General features: G+C 67.9%; 20 protein-coding genes and 1 pseudogene. 11 read left to right on the plus strand and 10 right to left on the minus strand.

Annotation, left to right across the window (positions count from 1 at the left end; genetic code table 11):
- Positions 1–24: 24 nt before the first annotated feature.
- Positions 25–1,386: a sensor domain-containing protein gene (locus ACIQI8_RS00470; RefSeq protein ID WP_402342750.1), complete on the minus strand. Its 1,362-nt coding sequence runs from the start codon at positions 1,384–1,386 to the stop codon at positions 25–27.
- A gap of 107 nt (positions 1,387–1,493) precedes the next feature.
- Between ACIQI8_RS00470 and ACIQI8_RS00475 the strand changes: the two genes are divergently transcribed.
- On the plus strand, positions 1,494–1,946 hold the full coding sequence (locus ACIQI8_RS00475; protein WP_402342752.1) for a nitroreductase family deazaflavin-dependent oxidoreductase: 453 nt from the start codon (positions 1,494–1,496) through the stop codon (positions 1,944–1,946).
- 80 nt (positions 1,947–2,026) lie between these two features.
- Here ACIQI8_RS00475 and ACIQI8_RS00480 read toward each other — a convergent pair whose 3' ends face one another.
- From ACIQI8_RS00480 to ACIQI8_RS00495, 4 genes and pseudogenes are all read right to left on the minus strand, one after another.
- The gene (locus ACIQI8_RS00480) at positions 2,027–2,425 is read right to left on the minus strand and encodes a hypothetical protein (RefSeq protein ID WP_402342755.1); all 399 of its coding nucleotides are present in this window, start codon (positions 2,423–2,425) and stop codon (positions 2,027–2,029) included.
- A 49-nt stretch (positions 2,426–2,474) separates the two neighbouring features.
- Positions 2,475–2,726, minus strand: coding sequence for a hypothetical protein (locus tag ACIQI8_RS00485; RefSeq protein WP_402342758.1), 252 nt, complete (start codon positions 2,724–2,726; stop codon positions 2,475–2,477).
- A 37-nt stretch (positions 2,727–2,763) separates the two neighbouring features.
- Positions 2,764–3,015 (minus strand): annotated as a pseudogene (locus ACIQI8_RS00490) (protein-arginine deiminase family protein); the annotation flags it as partial.
- A gap of 97 nt (positions 3,016–3,112) precedes the next feature.
- Positions 3,113–3,448, minus strand: a complete 336-nt coding sequence (locus ACIQI8_RS00495; RefSeq protein ID WP_402342761.1) for a hypothetical protein — start codon at positions 3,446–3,448, stop codon at positions 3,113–3,115.
- Positions 3,449–3,768: 320 nt separating this feature from the next.
- Between ACIQI8_RS00495 and ACIQI8_RS00500 the strand changes: the two genes are divergently transcribed.
- Positions 3,769–4,137: a DUF4240 domain-containing protein gene (locus ACIQI8_RS00500; RefSeq protein ID WP_402342764.1), complete on the plus strand. Its 369-nt coding sequence runs from the start codon at positions 3,769–3,771 to the stop codon at positions 4,135–4,137.
- 463 nt (positions 4,138–4,600) lie between these two features.
- Here the strand turns inward: ACIQI8_RS00500 and ACIQI8_RS00505 are convergent, their stop codons facing one another.
- The gene (locus ACIQI8_RS00505) at positions 4,601–6,196 is read right to left on the minus strand and encodes an MFS transporter (protein ID WP_402342767.1); all 1,596 of its coding nucleotides are present in this window, start codon (positions 6,194–6,196) and stop codon (positions 4,601–4,603) included.
- Between the two features lie 219 nt (positions 6,197–6,415).
- Between ACIQI8_RS00505 and ACIQI8_RS00510 the strand changes: the two genes are divergently transcribed.
- From ACIQI8_RS00510 to ACIQI8_RS00535, 6 genes are all read left to right on the plus strand, one after another.
- Entirely contained in the window at positions 6,416–7,024 is a 609-nt protein-coding gene (locus ACIQI8_RS00510) for a helix-turn-helix domain-containing protein (RefSeq protein ID WP_402342770.1), read from the plus strand.
- A gap of 416 nt (positions 7,025–7,440) precedes the next feature.
- Positions 7,441–8,535: a DUF1996 domain-containing protein gene (locus ACIQI8_RS00515; RefSeq protein WP_402342773.1), complete on the plus strand. Its 1,095-nt coding sequence runs from the start codon at positions 7,441–7,443 to the stop codon at positions 8,533–8,535.
- Between the two features lie 11 nt (positions 8,536–8,546).
- Positions 8,547–10,301, plus strand: a complete 1,755-nt coding sequence (locus ACIQI8_RS00520; RefSeq protein ID WP_402342776.1) for a discoidin domain-containing protein — start codon at positions 8,547–8,549, stop codon at positions 10,299–10,301.
- An 84-nt stretch (positions 10,302–10,385) separates the two neighbouring features.
- Positions 10,386–11,426 (plus strand): LacI family DNA-binding transcriptional regulator, encoded by a 1,041-nt coding sequence (locus tag ACIQI8_RS00525; RefSeq protein ID WP_402342779.1) that lies wholly within the window; start codon positions 10,386–10,388, stop codon positions 11,424–11,426.
- Positions 11,427–11,816: 390 nt separating this feature from the next.
- Positions 11,817–12,572 carry a hypothetical protein gene (locus tag ACIQI8_RS00530; RefSeq protein WP_402342782.1) on the plus strand — a complete coding sequence of 252 codons (756 nt, stop codon included), beginning with the start codon at positions 11,817–11,819 and terminating at the stop codon, positions 12,570–12,572.
- Entirely contained in the window at positions 12,569–12,952 is a 384-nt protein-coding gene (locus tag ACIQI8_RS00535; protein ID WP_401714822.1) for a GntR family transcriptional regulator, read from the plus strand. Before ACIQI8_RS00530 ends, ACIQI8_RS00535 begins: the two co-directional genes overlap by 4 nt.
- Before the next feature lie 72 nt (positions 12,953–13,024).
- Here ACIQI8_RS00535 and ACIQI8_RS00540 read toward each other — a convergent pair whose 3' ends face one another.
- From ACIQI8_RS00540 to ACIQI8_RS00555, 4 genes are all read right to left on the minus strand, one after another.
- Entirely contained in the window at positions 13,025–13,396 is a 372-nt protein-coding gene (locus ACIQI8_RS00540; protein WP_402342785.1) for a VOC family protein, read from the minus strand.
- Between the two features lie 87 nt (positions 13,397–13,483).
- Positions 13,484–14,515 (minus strand): SDR family oxidoreductase, encoded by a 1,032-nt coding sequence (locus ACIQI8_RS00545; protein WP_402342788.1) that lies wholly within the window; start codon positions 14,513–14,515, stop codon positions 13,484–13,486.
- Between the two features lie 191 nt (positions 14,516–14,706).
- The gene (locus ACIQI8_RS00550) at positions 14,707–15,774 is read right to left on the minus strand and encodes an aldo/keto reductase (protein WP_402342791.1); all 1,068 of its coding nucleotides are present in this window, start codon (positions 15,772–15,774) and stop codon (positions 14,707–14,709) included.
- A 216-nt stretch (positions 15,775–15,990) separates the two neighbouring features.
- Positions 15,991–17,142: a serine hydrolase domain-containing protein gene (locus ACIQI8_RS00555; protein ID WP_402342794.1), complete on the minus strand. Its 1,152-nt coding sequence runs from the start codon at positions 17,140–17,142 to the stop codon at positions 15,991–15,993.
- Between the two features lie 409 nt (positions 17,143–17,551).
- Between ACIQI8_RS00555 and ACIQI8_RS00560 the strand changes: the two genes are divergently transcribed.
- The 3 genes from ACIQI8_RS00560 (at position 17,552) to ACIQI8_RS00570 (ending at position 22,851) form a co-directional block, all read left to right on the plus strand.
- Positions 17,552–18,097 (plus strand): TetR/AcrR family transcriptional regulator, encoded by a 546-nt coding sequence (locus ACIQI8_RS00560; protein WP_402342797.1) that lies wholly within the window; start codon positions 17,552–17,554, stop codon positions 18,095–18,097.
- Positions 18,098–18,545: 448 nt separating this feature from the next.
- Positions 18,546–19,865, plus strand: coding sequence for a glycoside hydrolase family 16 protein (locus ACIQI8_RS00565; protein WP_402342800.1), 1,320 nt, complete (start codon positions 18,546–18,548; stop codon positions 19,863–19,865).
- 259 nt (positions 19,866–20,124) lie between these two features.
- Positions 20,125–22,851: a glycosyl hydrolase family 95 catalytic domain-containing protein gene (locus tag ACIQI8_RS00570; RefSeq protein WP_402342803.1), complete on the plus strand. Its 2,727-nt coding sequence runs from the start codon at positions 20,125–20,127 to the stop codon at positions 22,849–22,851.
- Positions 22,852–22,863 lie beyond the last annotated feature (12 nt).

Here is a 22,863-nt window from a genome sequence, read left to right on the forward strand (position 1 = left end):
GAGCTGTTGAGGCCGAGTCCGAGGTCAGGGACATGGGAGCTCTCCGGTGATCGTCGTCGGGCCGCCGTCCGGGCTGGCTATCCGCAGCCGACCGCCGACCGCGTGCAGTCTGTCGTCCAGGCCCCGCAGACCGTGCCCTTTGGCCTCAGCCGCACCGCCCAGGCCGTCGTCCGTCACCCAGACCCGCAGGACTCCCTCCCCGTGCCGCATCCCGATGACGCACCCGCGGGCGTGGCTGTGTTTCGCCACGTTGGTCAGGGCCTCGGCGACCACGAAATACGCGGCCGTCTCGACCGCCGGTTCCGGCCGACGGTCCAGGGGGCCGAGGTCGAGGTCGGCGGGTACGACACAGCGGGCGCCCAGCGCGGAGAGCGCCGCTGGCAGGCCTCGGTCGGCAAGGATCGGCGGGGCGATGCCGCGTGACAGGGCCCGTAGCTCCTCCAGCGTCTCCTGGGCCTGGACGATCGCGTCGGCGAGCGCCTCCCTGGCGGTGTCCGGCCTGGCGTCGAAGTGGTGCTGGGCGCGGCCCAGTTCCATCGACAGGCGGACCAGACGCTGCTGGGGTCCGTCGTGAATGTCGCGTTCGAGCCGGCGCAGGGCCGCCGCCTCGGCCGTCACCGCGGCGAGGGTCTGTGCGCGGGCGGTGTCCCGCTCCTGCTCAAGGCCGTTGATCCTGCGGTGCAGTGGCGACAGGTCGGACAACAGTGCCTTCCCCAGCCCCGCCTGAGCGGCGACGCACGCGCACGTCACCAGCGGCAGGGTGGCCAGCATGAAGAGGCCGAACGCGACGGCGAAGGCGACCCGCTCGTCCGGCGAAGTAAGCCCCAGACTCAAGGAGATGTGGGATTCGGAACCGCCCAGGTAGAGGTTCATCGGCCGCATCGACCCAGGCGTCGCGTACGGGTTGCGCACGGGACAGGTGACGGCCGCCACCCCGATGAACCACCACAACGCCGTTACGACCCACGTGACCACGACGACGGGGAGCACCGACACCGTGTGTGCCAGGTCCAGCCACAGCCCCGGGTCGGACAGGTCGGCTGCCCGCTCCTGGCGCCGACGTGCGCCCTGCACCTCGCCGCCCCGGAAGCGACGCACCAAGGCGATCCGCCACCGCTCCAAGTCGGCGGGCCACCGCGCCAGTTCCGCAGCGGCTGTCCTGACCGGAGAACCGCTCGGGAGCAGCAGACCGGCCGTGCCGAGACACAAGGCGCCGAGCACCAGCAGCAGGCCGAAGAGGGCAGTCGCCGGCGCGGTCAGCAGGTACAACGAGTCCAGAAGCGTACGGCGTCCCCAGCGCACCGCGAACCGGCCGCCCGACCGCCACCGGCCCGTGGCCACGCCCACGTCCACGCCCGTGACCACGGAAGACATCGAGTCAACCATGCGTCCAGCCTAATCGCGACGGGCACGGACAAGGCGGTCTCCCTTTCGCGCGAGGCCTGTGGTGGACTACCCCGACATGATCCGTACACGACGACGGGGTGAATGCGATGCCTCTCGAGGGCGAGTACGACCCGAGTCCGATGCAATGGATTCGCGAACAGGTCGAGCTGTACGAGAGTTCGGGCGGCACGCAGGGCACAACGCTCTGGGACACGGGACTGCCGGTCGTCATCGTCACGATGCGCGGCGCGAAGAGCGGCAGGATCCGCAAGATCCCGCTGATGCGGGTGGAGCACGAGGGGCGATACGCGGCGGTGGCCTCCAAGGGCGGCTTCCCGCGCCACCCGGTCTGGTACTTCAACCTCAAGGCCGACCCGCGGGTGGATGTCCAAGACGGCCCCAAACTGCTGGGCATGACGGCTCGTGAGCTCGCCGGCGACGAGAAGGACCGGTGGTGGCAGCGCGCGGTCGCCGCGTATCCGCCGTACGCCGAGTACCAGGCGAAGACCGACCGCGTGATCCCCGTCTTCGTGCTTGAACCCGAGCACTTGACCGCGTGAGACGAGGCTGGACGACAAGCCCGACTCCACGTGTCGTCAGGCGGCCACGCCAGCGGCGCGGTGTTGCTCTCCCGCGTGGCCTACCAGTACGTGGCCGGTCCCGTGAGGACCCAGCCGGCGTCGGTGGGCCTGACCCGGAAGCCCAAGGACACCTCGATGGTCTGACCGCGGTAGGTGATCTCGACGTAGCCGTTGCTGCCGGTGTGGCCCCAGTGGAAGTCGGCGAGTTCGAGTTCGCCGAGCCAGGACAGGTCCTGCTTCCACGCGTCGGCAGCAGGACCGCCGCTCGCCTCGTCCTCATCGTCCTCGGCGTTCGCCTCGACGGAACCGGACCACAGCGCCGTGAGCACGTGCCGCATCGGGTTGTGATCCATGGTCTGTTCGGCCTCGGAGAACCTCCCGGCTCGCAGCAGGCTGAAGTAGTCGCGGACGACCGCTTCGACGTCACTCGTGGAGGGGGGTTCCGTCCAGATCTTCACCGCGTGATCCTACGATTTCCCGGCTTACCGACCCGAGTCCCCGTCACCGTCAGTCGCGCCACCACCGGGCGTCGGCGCCGCAGACGTCGCCCACCGTGTTGGTGGCGCAGTGGATCTCGCCCTCGGAGACATGCGGACTGATCAGCTCATCGACGTACGTCACCCGATAGACGAGCCGGTGCTGCGGAAGACCGCGGCGATGGCCTCGGCGAAGTCGTCCTTGCCGTTGCCGCGTCCTGGAGTCCTTGTCGGGGCTGTCGTCCATGCCGCGGATCTCGGTCTCCAGCATTCCGTAGTCCATCGAGCGGGCCGTGTGGAGGGCGGGCGCGCACGATGTCGGCGTCCGTGAGGCCCGTCTTCGACGGGAGCACGGCGAGATTGGCGTCGATCCGGTCGGCGGCTCGCTCATTGGTACCGGTGAACTGGGCGTCGGCCAGGAACTGTTCGACGGTGCGCTGGTCGATCCGATCGTCGTACGGCCACTCCAGCGTGGGCAGTCCGCTGGGCACACGGCCGCTCCCGTCGCCCTTCGACTGCACGTCATGCAAGAGAGTCAGACCTGCGAGGGGTCCGCGACCACGGCCCGCCAGCGCAGCCGGCTACCCTGCCCCTAGCGGTCGCACGCGACATGGGCTGCCCGGTGGAGCCTTCTACGAACCCCGACCTACCGCAGTGGCTTGATACCGCTCACGAGTCGCAGCGCGCGCTCGTCGAGAGGGGAGACTCGCAGTCGAAGTCGAAGGTCTCTAAAGCAGCGTCGGCAGGGAACTCCGGGTGGTCATGCCAGATACCGGCCAAGGCAACCAGCAAGTTCCATGAAGCGGCTGCATGCAGCTCAGTCTCCCTCGCGTGGTCAGCCGGAGAGGTTCGGTAGAAGATCACCGCCGCGATCTGCTTGTCCGCGGCAAGACGTAGGGCTGCGGCCGTGCGGCGGGCTTCGCCTTGAAGCGGAGCCGATTCGGGGACGCGTGCCGACACGAACCCGATCAGCCGTGCGACCTGATCGTCAGTGATCCGTTCCACTCATACCCCCTGCGGCTCATCACTTCATTCGCCTGCGGCGGTGCCCACTATCGCACCGCAGGACACTCCGTGCCCTGTCCCGACGGCTTCGCTCAACTGGACCTAGGCATACATCAGGACGACGCCGCCACCGGTGACGGAGGCCCAGACAACCTGACCGAAGAGATAGGGGCACCCCCGGCGGGCAGCGCGGCGTCCAGTTCCTTCACGAAGGCGTCGGACGCCTTCTGGCAGCTCATCGAAGAGGACAGCCCTGCAACCCCTGGCCCTGATGGCCATCATCTGGCCGCTGCTTTGACAGCCAGCCTCGCGAAGGGCCCGTGTCTGACGTGGTCGGATTCGCGGAGCGGCTCTCCTGGGCGCTGTACAGATTGGATCGCCGGGAGTACGGCGATGAACTGTCGAGTGATCAGTTCCTCTACAGCCGGGCTGCGGTCGTCGCAGCTGGCCGTGAGGAGTACGAGAGCGTACTTCGAGACCCACATCGGTTTCGGCCCTACGCCAACGACCTTGTCTGGGCCGAGGCACTGCTCTACGTACCCGACAACGTGTACAAGCACCTCACCGGAGACGAGTGGGACCGCAGTACCCGATACGACTACGAGTCGTACTCCAATACTGCCGGGTGGACCGGGACGCCGACGATACGTTCTTCACCATTAGAAGCGACGTCTTCGCTGCCAAGGTGATGTGCGGGCTGCTGCCGGCCAGCTGCGCGGGCGGGGACTCGTCGCCGACAGAGTAGAACGCCACACACGCTAAACCCTTGAGAACGCGAGCTTTCCCTACCAGGCCAGACACGGGGGTTTCCGGGCTCCAGGGGGATACGACCAAGTGGGATGAGCCACGGCGGCGGGAACGGCTTTCGCTGAGGGAGATTCGCTGCGGAGAGATCTCTCAGGAGGCTGCCTCCAAGGCGGAGGCTACGCACGACACATCGACGAAGGCCATCAGCACACCGAGACACACCGCCATGAAACTCAACCACCGGTGAACGCCCGCTTCGTCGCCGGGCACCGCGACGCGAGGCGGAGGCGGAGCTTGTGGTCGCGTTCACCATCCGACTTTTGAGGCCCATCGCCAGCAAGCTGCCCCACTGACTGTCGATAGCAACAGCCAGATGTGCCGGTAGTACTGCCAGGAGTACGGACGTCAACCGGCGATGAGCGTCTCGGAGACCTCGGTGTCCTTGCCGTCCGTCGCGAGGGTGGCGGTCTTCGGCCCGCGCAGGAGGACGTAGACGAGCAGGGCGCTCAAGACGGCGACGCCTGTCCACATGGCCTGCTGCCAGCCCTGGATGAAGGACTGCTGGGCCGCGTGGAGCAGCTCTTGCTCATGCGTGCCGGTACTGGGCGCTACTTCGACGGCGTTGGCGATGCCGTCTCGCGCGATGTCCGCGGCGCCCTGCGGGATGCCGTTGAGTCTGTCGTCGATGGCGCCGCGGTAGCCGGCTGACACCAATGCGCCGAGCAGCGCGACGCCAAGTGCGGTGCCGAGCTCACGGGTGACGTCGTTGAGCGCGGAGGCGACGCCCTGCTTCTCACGGGAAAGGGACCCGGTGATGGCCTCGGTGGAGGGGGTCATCGACAGGCCCATGCCGACACCCATGGCGAGCATGCCGGGCAGGATGGTCGGGTAGCCGCCGTCGGCGGAGACGAAGAGGGCCATGAGCGCGAGGCCGGCGGCGGTCAGCGCGATGCCCGCCGTCATGGTCGCGCGGGGGCCGATCCGCGCGGCCGCTTTGGCGGCGAGGCCGGAGGCGATCATCATCATCACGGCCATGGGCATCAGTGCGAGCGTGGACCGCAGTCCGGACCAGCCGAGCACTGCCTGGAAGAACGGGAAGAGGACCACGGCGATACCCGCCTGGACACCGAAGACGACCAGCAGCGTGATCGAGCCGCCGGCCAGGCCACGCTCGCGGAACAGGCGCACGTCCAGCAGCGCTGCGTCGCGGCGGTGCGCCTCCCATGCCACGAAGCCGAAGGCGCCGACAAGCCCTACCGCAAGACCGAGCAGTGTCAGGGGTGCGGTCCAGCCGTGTTCCGGCCCTTCTTGCAGGACGAAGATGAGGCCGACCGCGGCGACGGCGGACACCGATGCTCCGACCGTGTCGAAGGGGTGGGCGGAGTGCTCGCGGGAGTTGGGTACCGACTTCAGTGTCATGGCCAGGGCCACGACGACCAGGACCACGGGCAGGACGAACAGCCAGCGCCAGTCGGCGACATCGACGAGGAGGGCCGAGAGGAACATCCCCACGATCCCGCCACCTCCGGCGACGCCGGTCCACACGCCGATGGCCTTGCCGCGCTGCTCCTGAGGGAAGGTGGAGGTGATGACGGCCAGGGTGATGGGCATGATCATCGCGGCGCCGATGCCGCCGGCCACGCGCGCGGCGAGCATCACCTCGGTGGTCGGGGCCACGCCCGCCGCGACGTTCGCGGCGCCGAAGACACCCAGGCCGGCGACCAGCATGGGCTTGCGGCCGAGCCGGTCGCCGATGGCGCCGAGCGGGAGCAGCAGGGCGGCCAGAGCGAGGGTGTAGATGTTGATGATCCACAGGATCGTGCTCTGCGAGGCATCGAACTCGACGGCCAGGTGGGTCTGGGCGACGTTCAGCCCGGACACGGACGCGACGACGGCCATCAGCGCCAGCGAGACCGCGATCAAAATCGTGCGCAACTGACGCCCGTCCGGCGCGCCGTCGCCGCTCCCGGGAGCCGCTTGCGGAGCCTTGTTCGTATTCATGAGTTCCTTGTCTTCCTGGTGGGAGGGCATGCGGAGTTGGCGCCGGAGCGTCGCCGGTCGCGTCGGGATGAGCGTGGGCACAGCCGTCGCCTACGGCGCTCGGCGCGGTGGAGCGGAGAGCAGTGCAGCGGTGGAGCCGTGAAGGGGAGAGTTCAGCTGGGTGCGACCGCTCGTCAGAACCGTAAGGCCGATTTGCCCCATGGGCATACAATCTTGCGCATGACGCAAAACGACGGTGAGCTGGACAGCCTCGTACGCAAGCGGATCCGCGCTCTGCGTGTCGCGCAGGGCTGGTCCCTGGAGGAACTGGCCACTCGCGCCCATGTCAGCCAGTCCACGCTCTCCCGCATCGAGAACGGTCAGCGCCGGCTCGCACTGGACCAGCTGGTCACCCTTGCCCGTGCCCTGGACACGACCCTGGACCAGTTGGTGGAGACCGCCACCGACGATGTCGTCACCAACCCGATGATCGACAGTGCCCACGGGCTGATGCGCTGGGCGGTCAAGGGCAACCCGGGCATGAGCGTCGTGCGCCAGCGGATGACCGAGCCTCCGCCGGACAATCCCGCACGCATGCGTGCCCACCCCGGCCGGGAATGGCTCGTCGTGCTCTCCGGTACCGCGACACTCATGCTCGGCCACCGCCGCTACCGCGTGGAGAGCAACCAGGCCGCCGAGTTCCCCACCATGCTCCCGCACGCCATCGGCGCCGAGGGTGGCCCCTGCGAGATCATGGGCATCTTCGACCGCGAGGCCCGCCGGGGACACCAGAGGGACAGCGACGGCAAGAGTGCCGACAGCGACGACGCGAAGGCCGCTGACGCCTGAACACGCGTCAGCCGATCACGCGCCGGTCGGGACGGGCGAGTTCGGTGTCGGCAAGGTGGTCTGCTGAGCGGCCTAACGGCTGACCTGCCTACCGACGTACCCACCTAACGGCTGACCGACCTAACGGCTGGCCGGCTGACCGGCCGGCCGACCAAGGCCCCCACCCCACCTCTTAGTTCACATCTTGATTTAACTCATGAGGTCAGACCGTACACAAGCCTTCAGAAGCTGAAATCTCTCCGGACCCACTTCCGCCGGATCCCTTGACACCTTGATGACATGCCCTCAACACTCCTCGGCGGGAGAGCGCTCTCCCACAGTCTCCCGGCGCTCCTCGGACCGGCTCACCTGACGTCACGTCACGGGGGCGCCGGGCGACGACCTCTGACACCCCCACCGTTCAGGAGGAGGTCTCCATGTCACGGAGATCGAAAGGCCTGTCAGCCACGCTGATCACCGGCGCGCTCCTACTGACCTCGCTCGGGCTCGGCGGTATCGCCGTGAGCGCCGGGCCGCCCGCACCGAACAGTGCCGCCGAGCGGTCCTTCGCGGCCACCCACTCCGGTCACGCGATGGCCGCGTCCACGGCCAACTCCCCGGAGGATCCGGACGGCGACGGCTACATCCTCGCCAACCCGCCGGTCACCGGCGTGACGCCGTCCACCCAGAACCCGCCGCACCGCTACTTCCACGAGTTCCAGGCCAACTGTTCGGTCACGCACACCAGGCCGGACGACCCCATCGTCTACCCGCAGCAGCCGGGCAAGTCCCACGACCACACCTTCATGGGCAACACGACGACCGACGCCAACAGCACGACCGCCTCGCTGTCGGCCGGCGGCACCACGTGCAAGGCCCCCGGCGACCTGTCCGGCTACTGGATGCCCACGCTCTACAACGGCAACCAGCAGATCCTTCCCGTCGGCCCGCAGGTCATCTACTACAAGACGGGCGTCACCGACTACACCAGCGTCCGGCCCTTCCCCAAAGGCCTGCGCTTCGTCGTCGGCAGTCCCACGCAGAGCGCCGACGAGTTCCGGAACCACCGCGGTTTCGTCGAGGGCTGGGAGTGCGGTGACAGCTTCTTCAACACCGAGTTCCCCGCGACCTGCCCGAGCCGCCCGGACGTCCAGCTCAACATCCGCTTCCAGGCGCCGAGTTGCTGGGACGGCAAGTACCTCGACACCCCCGACCACAAGAGCCACATGGCCTACCCCGTGGTCAAGCCCGGCACGAACGACAACATGTGCCCCGCCGACCACCCGGTGGCGCTGCCGATGATCGAGTTCAAGATGGCCTTCCCCGTCAACGGCGACATGTCCCAGGTGCGGCTGGCCAGCGGACCGGGCCACAGCTTCCACTACGACTTCTTCAACGCCTGGGACGACCGCACGCTCAAGGCCCTGGTCGACCACTGCGTCGTCGGCGGGCTGCAGTGCGACGCACGCGGCTACGACGAGACCCATCCGGAGGCGGGCGCCGCGCTCGACGAGCACTACCGACTGCCGTAAGGAGCTCGCGCATGACCCCACGCACCCGCACCCGCACACGCCGCATCGCGGCACCCCTCACCGCCGGCGTGCTGGCGGCCGGACTCCTCGCCGCCCTGCCCGCCGCCCAGGCTCAGGCCGCGGGCAGCGTCGTCAAGGTCGCCGGCGGCCAGGGCGCCTGGCAACTGACGGTCGACGGGCAGCCGTACCAGGTCAAAGGCCTGACCTGGGGCCCGAGCGTCGCCGACGCCGAGCGGTACATGCCGGACCTCAAGTCCATGGGGGTCAACACGATCCGCACCTGGGGCACCGACGCAAGCAGCAAGCCGCTGTTCGACTCCGCGGCCGCCCACGGCATCAAGGTCGTCGCCGGCTTCTGGCTCCAGCCGGGCGGCGGTCCCGGCAGCGGCGGCTGCGTCAACTACCTGACGGACACCGCCTACAAGAACCAGATGCTCGACGAGTTCCCCAAGTGGGTGCAGACCTACAAGGACAATCCCGGCGTGCTCATGTGGGACGTCGGCAACGAGTCGGTCCTCGGGCTCCAGAACTGTTACAGCGGCGACGAGTTGGAGAGACAGCGCAACGCCTACACGACCCTCGTCAACGACATCACCAAGAAGATCCACGCCGTCGACCCCAACCACCCGGTCACGTCCACCGACGCCTGGGTCGGCGCCTGGCCCTACTACAAGAGGAACGCACCGGATCTCGACCTGTACGCCGTGAACTCCTACAACGCGGTCTGCGACATCAAGTCCGCCTGGCAGCAAGGGGGTTACACCAAGCCCTACATCGTCACCGAGACGGGGCCGGCCGGTGAGTGGGAGGTTCCCGACGACGCCAACGGTGTTCCGCTGGAGCCCTCCGACCAGGCCAAGGCCGACGGCTACACCCGCGCCTGGAACTGCATCACGGGGCACCAGGGGGTCGCGCTCGGCGCCACGATGTTCCACTACGGCACCGAGTACGACTTCGGCGGCATCTGGTTCAACCTGCTGCCCGCCGGCCAGAAGCGTCTGTCGTACTACGCCGTGAAGAGGGCCTACGGCGGCGACACCAGCCATGACAACACCCCACCCGTCATCTCCGACCTGGCCGTGGAGGGCGGCGCGGGCCAGGTGCAGGCCGGACGCGACCTGGTGCTGTCCGTACGGGCCACCGACCCCGACGGCGATCCGATCTCGTACGAGGTCCTCGACAACAGCAACTACATCGACCAGAGCAAGAACTTGGCATCGCTGCCCTCCACCAATCTCGGTGGCGGTCGTCTCAGGGTCACCGCGCCCGACCGTCCGGGCGTCTGGAAGGTCTACGTCAAAGCGACGGACGGCCGGGGCAATGTCGGCGTCGAGACCCGGTCCATCCGGGTCGTCCCACCGACCCCGTCGGGCACCGACGTGGCGCGCGGCAAACCCGCCACCGCCTCGTCGTTCCAGGCGAGTTACGGCGACTGCCCGTGCACCGCGGCCAACGCGGTGGACGGCAACCAGAGCACGCGCTGGGCGAGTGACTGGAGCGATCCCCAGTGGCTCCAGGTCGATTTCGGCACCCGCACCACGTTCCGGCACGTCCAGTTGTCCTGGGAGGCCTCGTACGCCAAGGCCTACACGATCCAGACCTCCGACGACGGCCAGAACTGGCAGACCGTGCGCACCGTTTCGGACGGCAACGGAGGCATCGACGACTTCGACGTCACCGGAACCGGCCGCTACGTCCGCGTCAACGGCACGGCGCGGGGCACCGGTTGGGGCTACTCGCTCTACGAGTTCGGCGTCTACGCCTGACCCAGGAACCTCTCCCGGAGCGCACGGCCCCGCTCCGGGAGAGCGCTCTATTGCCGGATACCGCAGGTCCATTAGGGTGCCTGCATGAGCAGACAGGGCCCGACTCTGGAGGATGTCGCCCGGGAGGCCGGCGTCTCCCGGGCGACCGTGTCCCGGGTCGTCAACGGCGTCCGCAACGTGGATCCGGAGATACAGGAAGTGGTCCGCCGGGCCATCGAACGGACGGGGTACGCACCCAACAGGGCCGCCCGTTCCCTGGTCACCCGGCGGGCGGAGACCGTCGCCCTGGTTGTGTCGGGCGCCGGGGACATCACGGACGCCGGCCAGAACGCCTTCGCCACAAGGGTGTTCGCCGATCCCTTCTTCGGCCGGGTCGTCGGCGGCATCGTCGGCTTCCTGCGCCCCCGCTCGATGCACCCCGTCCTGATGTTCGCCGAGTCGCCCGAGACACGGGAGGAGGTGCTGACCTATCTGCGCCAGGGCCGCGCCGACGGCGCCCTCGTCGTCTCCACCCACTCCGACGACCCGCTGCCCGCCCTCCTCGCCGACGCCCGCCTGCCCGCCGTGCTCTTCGCCCGCCCCTCCCGTCCGGTCCCGCTCAGCTACGTGGACCTGGCACACCACGACGGCGGGCGGATCGCCGCCGAGCACCTCCTCGCCCGTGGCTGCCGCCGGCCCGTCACGATCTGCGGCCCCCTGGACGTGGCGGCGAGCCAGGAGAGACTCGCCGGGTTCCGTGACACGCTCGCCCGCCGCGGCCACCCCTATGTTCCGGTCGCCGAGGGCGGGTTCACCCTGGACAGCGGTCTCACGGCCATGGCGGACCTGCTCGCCCGCCACCCCGAGACGGACGGCGTGTTCGCCGCCAACGACCTCATGGCACAGGGTGCCTGCCAGGTCGTGCGGGAGCGCGGGCGCCGGGTGCCCGAGGACGTCGCGGTGGTCGGCTTCGACGACTCCAGCATCGCCGTGACCTGCCGGCCCCGGCTGACCACGGTCCGCCAGCCGGTCGAGGAGATGGCGACGGAGATGGCCCGCCTCCTCGACGAGCACATTCACGGCGTACGCACCGAGGCGACGTCGGTCATCTTCGACCCGGAACTGGTGGTGCGCGACTCGGCGTAGCGCAGGGACGCATACGCGTTCCTCGCGAGCCGCCGCACGGAATTCGAATCGGCGAGCCGTCGGAGGTCCAGTGAGACCTCGACGGCAAGTCCATCCACACCAGCGCCGCCCAACTGTCCTTCTGAACACACCGATTCGACCAAGGCCGCCGATGCGGCTGCGCCCGGCGGGTTCGACAGCGTCCAACATGAGCACTTGTTCTAACACATTGACACAACTTCACAGTGCGTGACATGGTGACACGGTCGTGCTTCCGCTGCCGGAGATGTCATGAACCTCATCTACAGCCTGCTCGTGGGTACTCCCTTTGTCATCGGACTCCTGCTCCTGGTCCCCAACCTCGTTGCCAGGCGGCCTCATTGGTACGCCCATGGAGCCACGAGATGGAGGATGGGCGGATTGACCCTCGGTCTCGTGGTCGCCGTCCTGCTCGTGTATCTGCCGGTCCGGCACGGAGTGATGTTCGCCGGAACCGCGTTCGGCCTGTGTCTGCTCACGGGGGTGCTCGCCGGAGAAATCCTCACCGTCCCTCCGGCCGGCACCGTACGCACGGCTTCTCTCTCACCGCGCAGGATCCCGAACTACCTTTCCCGCACGCACAACCCGTTGCTCGCCACACTTCTGTTCACGCTCATCGGACTGCTCGCCATCACGACCGCCATCGCCTCTTCGCGGATGAGCCCGCGAGGGGTCCGGCTCGTCTGCGGAGACAGCGTCTCGACGGATTCGGGCTGGATCGGCCTGCCTGCCTCCGTCGCCACGGTGGCCACGGTCATCGTCGGATCCGGGGCCTGCCTGCTGGTTCTGCGGAAGGTCGTTTCTCGCCCCGCCCTCACGGACGGCCCCGATGGGTACGGGCTTGACCAGGCACAACGCATGACATCCGCCAGTGCGGTGACCTACGCCTGGGGCTGCATGATGTCGGCGTCCCTGTTCACCTCCGCTCTCCACACGAGCACTTCCCTACCCGGCAGCTTCCCCCTCTCGCTCTTCAACAGCGGCCTGGACGACTCCTGTCCGACCTGGTGGATGGAGCCCTTGCAAGTCGCCACTTTCACTCTGGCTGTCGCTGCAGGCATCGCGCTCGTCTACCTGCTCGCGCGCCTCGCGAATCTTGCCAAGTCCCATCAGGGGGCCACCGCGTGACGCCCGTCCTGGTGCGTGTGGATGTCTCCAGTGCCGTTCCTCCCTACGAACAGGTACGCATCCAGATCGCCGACCTGATCCTGAGCGGCCAACTGCCGCAGGACGAGAGGCTGCCCACCGTGCGGCAACTCGCAGCGGACCTCGGTCTGGCGGTTGCCACTGTGGCGCGGTCCTACAGAGAGCTCGAAGCGGCCGGCCTTGTCACCAGTCGACGTGGAGCTGGAACCCGTGTGACGTTCGCCGCGCGGAACACGCCGGCCCTGGACGAACAACTCGCCCAGGCCGCCCGCGTCTTCGTCACCACCGGACGCGGTCTGGCCGCGAGTGACGACCAACTCCTCGCCGCGGTGCGACTGGCGCTCACGACCGACCACGAATAGGGCCACTGTGGCGCCGCGGGCCGGCCGGAGAAGAGCACGTGACCCTCAGCCGATGAGCACCGCGCGATCTGGTCAGTCGGGGATGAGTGTCGTCAGGCAGAACGGGTGGCCGGCGGGGTCCAGGAGCACCCGCCAACTCTCCGGACTCGGCTGGCGGGAGGCCTTGGTCGCACCGGCGGCCAGCGTCAGGGTCTCGGCCTTGTCCAGGTCATCCACCGCCACGTCGAGGTGGAACTGCTTCGGTTCGCCGTCGGGCCATTGCGGCGGCTGGTAGTTGGGGACGCGCACGGTGACCAGCAGCAGACCGTCGAGTGCGACCCCGCAGAAGGAGTCGGTCTCGATGCGGATGGTGCCGCCGAGCACCGTCGCCCAGAACGCTGCCAGCGCGCGGGGATCGTCGCAGTCCAGGGCTACTGATCCCAGGCGTCCGATGGGCTCGGTCATATGGAATCCACTCCATGCTCCGTGTGTCTCGTCCGGCCACGGCCGCGGGTGATCCGCCGGGGCCGGAGAGGTGGTGTCCGGTGATGGTCAGGCGGCCTGGGTGGCGTCCAGGCCGAGGAGGCTCTCGGCGGTTTCCGTGATGGTGGTTTCGACGGGGCGGGGGTGCCAGTCGAGGAGGCGTTGGGCCTTCGCGGAGGTGGCGTCGAGGTTCTTGCCCAGGAGCTTGCGCAGCATCCGCATGTCGGGGTTGACGAAGGAGATGCCCCGGGAGGCCCAGACGGGCATTTCGCGGGTGGGTACGTTGTGAGCGCGTTCGCCGAGGTGGTCACGGAGGATCGCGGCGACGTCACGGACCCAGAGGCTGTGTCCGGAGGTGGCGATGAAGCGTTCACCCGCCGCAGCGGGGTGGGTCATGGCGCGCAGGTGGAGGTCGGCGACGTCGCGCACGTCGACGTACCCGGAGGCGAATTTGAGCGAGACGGGCATCTTGCCTTCGAGCATGCGCTGGATGAGGCCGAGAGAGGGGGAGTAGTCGGGCCCCAGGACCGGGCCGAGAACCCCGGTGGGGTTGACGGTGGCCAGTTCCATGCCGGCGCCCTCGGTCTTGATGAAGTCCCAGGCGGCACGTTCGGCGAGGGTCTTGGACTTCTGGTAGGGCTGGATGCCGGCGTCGTCGACATTGGTCCAGTCGTCCTCGGTGAAGGGGGTGTCGCGGTCGGGGTGGCCGTAGGCGATGGCCCCGATGGCGGAGGTCAGGACGACACGGCGGACGCCTGCGTCGCGGGCGGCGCGCAGGACCCGCAGGACTCCGTCGCGGGCCGGCTTGACCATGTCGTCGTCGGACTGCGGGACGCTGGTGAGGGTGGGTGACGCGACGTGCAGGACGAAGTCGCAGCCCCGTACCGCCTCCGGCCAGCCCTCGTCCTTGGTGAGGTCGGCGGCCACCACCTGCAGCGGCGCGTCGGAGGCGGCGCCGCCGCGCTGGAGCATCGCCCGGAGTTCGGGTTCGCGGGACAGGTTGCGCACCGTGGTGCGCACCGAGTGTCCGGCCTCCAGCAGTGCGAGGATGCACCAGCTCCCTATGTATCCGGACCCGCCTGTCACCAGTACTTCTGCCATGATCCCTGCCTTCTGCTCTCAACGAATCGGAGAGATCTCCGTTTAATTCAAGCTACCGGAGAGCTCTCCGCTTAGCAAACCCGGAGCCCGGAACCGGAGCGGCCGCCGCCCTCGCGCAGATACCGCCCACGAAGCGACGGTGGCGAAACGGCGTCACCCGATGCCGCACTCCGCACCCGGCCCGCCTTCGGCTACTTCACCTTGCGTCGGTACACGGCCGCACCGATGCCGTTGATCTCGGTTCCACCCTGTTGCAGCGGAGTGGCGATCGTGGCCAGCCACGGGAAGGGGTAGTTGAGGTCGGGTGCGCTGACTTTGTCGAGTTCCTGGAGCGCTTCGTCCGGCAGCGTCACGGCCAGTGAGTCGAGGTTGGCCTGAAGCTGCTTGAGCGAGCGGACGCCCAGGATGGTCGAGGTCAGTGTCGGCCGTTGCCTCACCCAGGCGAGAGCGGCCGCGGCGACGCTGCACTCACTGGCGTCGGCCACCCGGCGCAGGACGTCGATGATGTCGAAGGTCCGGTCGCCGAGCTGGGCCTCCGCCAGGGCGCCCCGTCCCGAGTCCTGCGGGTTGCGGTCCTCACGGGAGTACTTGCCGGAGAGCACGCCGCTGGCCAGCGGACTGTAGGCGAGCACACCCAGGCCGAGCTCACGGGCGGCGCCGAAGAGTTCGCCCTCGACGGTGCGGCGGACCAGGGAGTACTCGACCTGCAGCGCGACGACGGGAGCCAGGTGCCGGTATTCCGCGATCGTCGCCATGCGGGCGACGGCCCATGCCGGGGTGTTGGACAGGCCGACATAGCGGACCTTGCCGCTGCGGACGAGGTCGTCGAGCGCGGTGAGGGTCTCCTCCAGCGGTGTGTGCCGGTCCCAGCAGTGCTGCCAGTACAGGTCGATGTAGTCGGTACGGAGACGCCGCAGGGACGCCTCCGCCTGCTGGATCACCGCCTTACGTCCCGCTCCTCCGCCGTTCGGGTCACCGGGGAACATTCCACGGGCGAACTTCGTGGAGATCACCACCCGGTCCCGCAGATCCGAGTGCGCGGCAAGATAGGCGCCGATGATTCGCTCGGAGGCGCCCTCGGTGTATCCGTTGGCCGTGTCGATCACGTTGCCGCCGGCCTCCAGGTAGGCCCTGATGAGGTCGGCGGACGTCTTGTCGTCCGACCCCCAGGCCGGGTCGCCGAAGGCCATCGTGCCGAGCGTGATCGGGCTGACGCGGAGTCCGGAGCGGCCAAGGGTGCGGTAGTTGTCGAGTTGCATGGGTTGCGTCCTCGGATCTCTGGCGTTTCGTGGGAGAAGGCCATGTCGGCCAAGCCGTCCAGGCGATAAACGGAGAGCTCTCCGTCTAGTGCCGACCGTAACGGAGAGCTCTCCTCTTCGCAACCGCGGCCACCCCCTGCCCGTATCGCAAGAGGAAAGCTTCCGTGTCGACCCCGTGGGCGGCTTCGGCGGCCCCTCGGAGTCCACGCCCGTCCGTCAGAGGTCGCCCAGGGCAGCCAGCCAAGGCAGCCAGCGCGGGTCCGCCCCCTCGTAGACGTTCCACGACCCGTTCGTGCAGGTGTAGCCGACGGCGATGCCGCTCGCGGGGTCACCGAACGCCAGCCTGCCCCCCAGGCCGGAGTGCCCGAAACTGGTGGAGCCCAGCATCGGGTTGCCGGGGCGGGGTGCCTCGTAGCCGAGGGAGAAACGAAGGGGATGGGGAGTGGGGATCGCGGCGAACGCGCCCGCGGCGGGGAGGCCATCGGTCTGGGGCGTGGCGGCGACCGCGACCCGGTCCGCACCGAGGAGACGGACTCCGTCCACCTCGCCGATCAGCGCGGCGTACATGCGCGCAAGCGATCGTGCGTTGCCGATGCCATTGGCGGCCGGGATCTCGGCGGCATGCCCCTCCCGGCGGTTGAACAGCGACTCGGCCCCTTCGCCGGCCTGGCGGTCCTCCATCACGGTACGCAGCACCGGCTCGTTGACATCGATCCCCAACGAGGCGAGCTGGGCGAGAGTCTCGTCGGCACCGGGCAGCGGGTTGGTACTGAAGATCGGTGCAACCCGGTGTTCCTCATCGGCCGGCAGGCCCACCCACAGCGCGAGTCCGAGCGGCTCGGCCACCGAGGAACGGAAGAATTCACCGGGCGTCTGGCCGGTGACGCGCCGGATGACCTCGCCGACCAGGTGGCCGAAGGTCAGCGCGTGATAACGGTAGGCCGTGCCCGGCTTCCACAGGGGCTCGGACGCGGCGAGGACGTCCGTGCACGCTTCCCAGTCCAGAATCTTCCGAGCGTCGATGCCCGTCGATTTGGCGAACCCGGGCAGACCGGCCGAATGCGTCAGGAGATGGCGAACAGTGACGTCCGGTGAAGAGAATTCCGGCCAGTACGCCTGAACTGCGACGTCGATGTCGAGCCGTCCCTGCTGTGCCAGCATGTGCACGCAGGTGGCCATCAGGCCCTTCGTGCACGACATGAGGATTACCGCTGACTCCCCCGACCAGGATCCACTCCACAAATCGACGACGAGCCGGCCATCGCGGTACACAGCCAGTTGGGCGTCACCCTCGTCTTCTTCCTGGCCGATGGCGAATGCCTCACGCACGGTTTCGTAGCCAGGCCGCACGGTGCCGAAAACAGACATGACTCTCCTCAGGTGATCAATGAAATCAGGAGTTACGCCCGTCCGGTCACTGACGTATTCCAGGACCGGAGGAATGAGGGGCGGGCGGCTGCACGCACTTCGACAACGCCATCCCTTCGACGGCGACCCGCACACCGGCGACATGCGCCGCCCACGTCGACGGACACAACGTAACGGAGAGCTCTCCGGCTAGTCAAGGGAAAATGGAGAGCTCTCCGCTTCGGGGATTTGGCCACCTCAACAGGGGTGTCGATGAGCCCGAGTACACACCGGCTCCCTGCGCGACGGCCCCAGCGGCGTCCACTTCCGCGAGACGACTTGTCGCAGTCACGGTTCACGCCGGTTAACAGTCGCCGCATATCTCATGTTTGAATCTGCTGTAAGTTCGGGCGACAGATTGGGGGATGTCATGGGCCAGCGAAGCGACGCGCAGCTGAACCGCATCCGGATCGTCAACGTCGCTCGCGAGGTGCTCACCGAGGACGACTCCGCATCCTTGAACTCCATTGCCAAGCGGGCCGGTGTCGGACCGGGGACCCTCTACAGGCACTTCCCCAACCGCGAGGCACTCGTTCTCGAAGTGTTCCGCACCGAAGTGCAGAAACTCGTCGACTGGGCTTCGGAGTTGCTGCTCACCGAACCGCCCCTGCAGGCACTGCGCCTCTGGTTCGAGCGGCTGGCCGCGCACATCACCATCAAGCAGGGCCTCGGCGACGCCCTGACGTCGACCGTCCACGACGCCGTGACCAGGGAGTCCCACGGCCCGGTGACCGGCGCCATCCGCACATTGCTGGAGGCCGGACAGGCGGACGGCACCATTCGTCCGGGCCTTGACCCGGACGACGTCCTCATGCTGATGAGCAGCGTCTGGCGCGTACCCAAGGACTCCGCAGGCAAGGACCAGGCACAGCGCCTGCTCGACCTCGCCGTGGAGAGCATCCGCACTCACCAGTAGGCGAGCGGCTGCCGCCCCCGGTGCGGGCAGGACTGCCCGGGTGGCCGACGGCCGCATCCGGCCCGCGCGGCGCCGGCGCTCGGGGCCTTCAACTCCTGAAGTCGGCGCGCGAGTTCGGCGACAGACATCCAGAACCGCACTCGTGGCGAGTGAGGTTCCGTTCTGTCGCCCTCATCGCAGAACCACAGCTCAGCGGCGGCGAGGCTGCGTCCGTGCGCTCGCCGGAGGAGTGTTCACAGCTCAACTGCCTTTGGTTCGGACCTTTTTGGAGGCTCCATCTAGCGTCGTCAGATCGCCCGTCCTCAGTCGATCACGTTGAAGCCATTGACGCATGAAAGGTCGCGCCGGACACTCCTGCATGCGACACGCCCTGAGAGCGCTCTCATCCAGCCGCTCTCCGGGCAGCTGGTCCCCGCGTTCCAAGAACGTCGACAGGGAGAACCATGCGATGAGTAGCACCTCACCGCCGGCCAGTACGCCGGCAGGCAACCAGAGAACCGTCCTCTTCACCCTGGGCAGCGCACTGCTGCTGGTGATCGGCGCCCTCGTAGGCCTGGTCGGATCCGGCGGCACCGCCTCGGCGGCCGTACCGGCTCCGCCCGCAGGCTGGACCACCCTCTTCTCGGACGACTTCACCGGCGCGTCCGGCAGCGCGCTGAACCGGGCCAACTGGCTGTACGACCTGGGCACCGGATACGCCGGAGGAGCTCCCAACTGGGGGACGGGCGAAATCGAATCGGCCACCGACTCCACCAACAACGTGTACCAGGACGGGCAGGGCCACCTGGTCATCCGCGCGATCCGGGACGGGTCCGGCCACTGGACCTCCGGGCGCATCGAGACCCAGCGCACCGACTTCGCCGCCCCCGCCGGCGGACAGCTCCAGATGAGCGCGTCCATCCTGCAGCCCAACCCGCAGAACGGACTGGGGTATTGGCCGGCGTTCTGGGCGATGGGCGGCGCCGCGCGACCGGTCGGCGCGACCAACTGGCCCAGCATCGGCGAGTTCGACATCATGGAGGACGTCAACGCCCTGAGCAAGCACTCCACGACCTTCCACTGCGGAGTGTGGGCGGGCGAGTGCCACGACCCCGACGGCATCACCAGCGATCTTCAGCCGTGCGCGGGCTGCCAGACCACCTACCACACCTACTCCGCGATCATCGACCGCACCAACACCTCCGCGGAGCAGCTGCGCTTCTACCTCGACGGCAATCTGACCTTTACCGTCAATGAGAACCAGGTCTCCGTCCCCACCTGGCAGGCCGCGATCGACCACGGCTTCATGGCCATCTTCGACCTCGCGATCGCCGGTTCCTACCCCGACAAGGTCTGCGGCTGCAGTTCGGCGGCCCAGGCGGGCAGCATCACGTCCGGTGCCGCCATGAGCGTCGACTGGTTCGCGGTCTACCAGAAGAGTCCGGGCGGGAGCACGACCGGCGGCACGACGACGGGCGGCACCACCGGCAGCACGACGACGGGCGGCACCACCGGCGGTAGCACTCAGACTCCGGACTACACCGCCGGTGTGACGCGCCTGAGCGCCAGTCAGGCGCAGATCACCTTCCAGCCGACCACGCCCGCGGCCTACGTCGATGTGCACTACCTCATCAACGGCGCCGGCCAGCAGAACTTCCGCATGACCAACAACGGCGGCACCTGGACGCAGAACGTCGCCATCTCCACCGGCTCCACCCTGACGTACTGGTTCACCTACGAGAAGAACGGCCCTCAGTACGACAGTCCGCACTACACGTACGTTCAGTGAGAGCCTCCCGGGCCGACCCCCACCGGCCCGGGAATCCGCATGTACGGATCCTGCGGCAACCCCTGCCGACCCGATCGCGCAAGGAGTGTTGACCGAGCCAGACATCCGATGTTCACTGCAAGTGACGCGGACATGTCGACAACAGTTTATCCCTGCCTGGCGCAGCTTCTGGGGCATCGAAGGTCTGCGGGCTCATCGGCCTGTTCCGCCGCAAGTCATCGGATCATTCAAGACCCATGACCAACAGGGAGGGCATTCGATGAGACAGCGCAGACTCGTGCGAGCCGTACTCGCAGCCGTCTGCATCATGACCGGGACGACCGTCGGCCTCTCGTCCCCCGCCGTGGCGGCACCGACCGATGCCGCGTTCAACTCCGCCACCGGAGAACTGAACGTGGACCGCGCCGCCTACCTGTCCAAGCACGACCTCGTCTACAACCGGCCCACCACCAACCCCCTCCACGGGCTGACCGTGGGCAACGGCCGCACGGGGGCCATGGCGTGGCAGAACAACGGGCTGACCATGCAGGTGTCCGGAGTGGACACCTCCCAACAGACGGCGTTCGGCGCGGGGTTGCTCAACCTCTCCACCTCCCCCGCCCTGGAGAGCGGCTACAGCACCTACCAGCAACGCCTGTCGCTGTACGACGGCACGTTGACCACCAAGTACGACAGCAACCGCACGGTGACCGTGATGGGCGCGCCGAACTCCGAGGTCATGGGCGTCCACGTCGAGGACTCACGCTCGGGGGTCTCCGCGGTCACCCTCGACCTGAACCTGTGGGACACCTCCCAACTGGGCAACAGCGGGGACGTTCCCGACCTCAACACCTGGAAGACGGTGGCGACTTACGCCGACTCCACGGGCGCCGGACTCAGCCGCGGACAGACCGACGCACAGAACTTCGGCTACACCCTGGCCGCGACGGTGGAAGGCACGCCCTACACCGCGCGGGTCGTCGACGGCCGCACGGTCCGGCTGACGATCACCCCCTCCAGCAGCTACACCGTCTGGTTCACCGCGAGCAGCCGGCTCAACGCGCCCTCCCACGACTCGGTGGCCCAGGCCAAACGCGCACTGGCATCGGCCAAGAGCCGTGGCTACAGCGCGACGCTGGGCGACTTCCGCTCCTGGTGGCACGACTTCTGGGGCAAGTCGTTCGTCCAGTACTCAGGGTTGTCCGGCGACGCGGACTACCTGGAGAACGTCTACTACCTGAGCACCTACATGATCGCCGCCGGCGGATACGGGACGAACCCGTTCCACTTCATCAACGGCGTCTTCCGCGCGACCGGTGACCAGACCAAGTGGAGCAACGCCTACTGGTACTGGAACCAGCGCGATGTGTACAACTCCTTCCTCGCCTCCAACCACGCCGATCTGCTGGCCGGCTTCAACCGGCTCTACAGCCGCAACGCGGCGGCGCTCAAGGCGTACACGCGAACCCGGTACAACGTCGACGGACTGTGGGTGCCGGAGACCATGGGCTGGGACGGCAACGCCCGCGGCACCGTCAACAGCGACTACACCAAGAACATCTGGTCGACGGGCACCGAGGCCGCGTACAACATGTATCTCCAGTACGCGTACACCAATGACGCCGCCTACCTGCGGGACACCGTCTACCCCTTCATGCGGGACGTCGTGAAGTTCTACGCGGCGAAACTCTCCGTCGATGCGGCGGGCAAGTACTACGTGGCGACGTCTAACGCGCACGAGACGTACTGGAACGTGCCGAACGCGATCACCGACCTCGCGGCCGTGCGCACCCTGTTCCCCCTCGCCATCCGCACGTCCCAGTCCCTCGGAGTGGACGCCGACCTGCGCCCGCAGTGGCAGCGGATCCTGGACAACCTGATCGCCTATCCGTCCACCGCTGACGTCTACCTTCCGCACACCCCGCCCCTCGCGCAGACCCGCAACGATGAGAACGTCGCCAGCGAGATCATCTGGCCCTACGACCGGACCGGCATCGGCTTCCCTGACCAGCAGAAGGCCGTGAACACCTTCAACGCCCGCCCCTTCCCCTACGACAACGTGTGGGCCAACGACGCTGTGCAGGCAGCCCGGTTGGGACTCGGTGACCAGGCCTACCAGGGCATGAAGACGATGCTCCGCAAGTACCAGACGTATCCCAACGGCATGACCGACAACACCAACGGCGTCTTCGAGTACCTCGGCGTGCATCTCACGGCCCTCAACGAGTCGCTGCTGCAGTCCTACAACGACAAGATCCGGGTCTTTCCCGCACCGCCGAGCGACTCCTCGTTCGTAGGACGGTTCACCCTGCTGGCCAAGGGCGGCTTCACCGTCAGTTCGGAGCGCGAGGCCGGCGAGGTGAAGTACATCGGCATCAAGAGCCAGTACGGCAACTCGACGCGCGTCGTGAACCCGTGGGGCACCCAGCAGCTCAGGGTCCGCCGGGTCTCCGACGGCGCGATCGTACTCACCACCAGCGCGGCCGAGTTCGACCTCGCGACGACCTCCGGCGTGGTGTACGTGGTGGAGCGCACCGCAAAGCCCCTGTCCTCCTACACCCCCGTACGACTCACCGGCTCCGCGAACCAGAGCGAGAAGAGCCTCAGCGGCACCAGCTCCACGCTGGGCATGTCCCAGGCCCCCAACCCCATGGTGAACAACACCCAGTTGACCTACGACAGCAACTGGCACGCCACCAGCGGGCGCGGATACGGCGACTACAACGACGACACCCACCACAGCACGACGGTGAACGCCGTGGCCCAGTACACGTTCACCGGGACGGGAGTCGCCTACCTCTCCGAACGCAACGGGGACATGGGACCCGTGGACGTGTATCTGGACGACGTCCTCCAAGCGACGGTCGACCTGCGGGTGACCGGCGCGCGCCAGGTGCAGCAGACCGTCTGGCAGCGTGCCGGGCTGCCGCGGGGCACGCACACCATCCGTATCGTCAACCGCAGTACCTCGGTGGGGATGGTGGACGCACTGCGCATCACACCGTAGGGACCGCGCAGG

Origin of the sequence: Streptomyces sp. NPDC092369 (assembly GCF_044755245.1) — a bacterium.
Classification (GTDB): Bacteria; Actinomycetota; Actinomycetes; order Streptomycetales; family Streptomycetaceae; genus Streptomyces.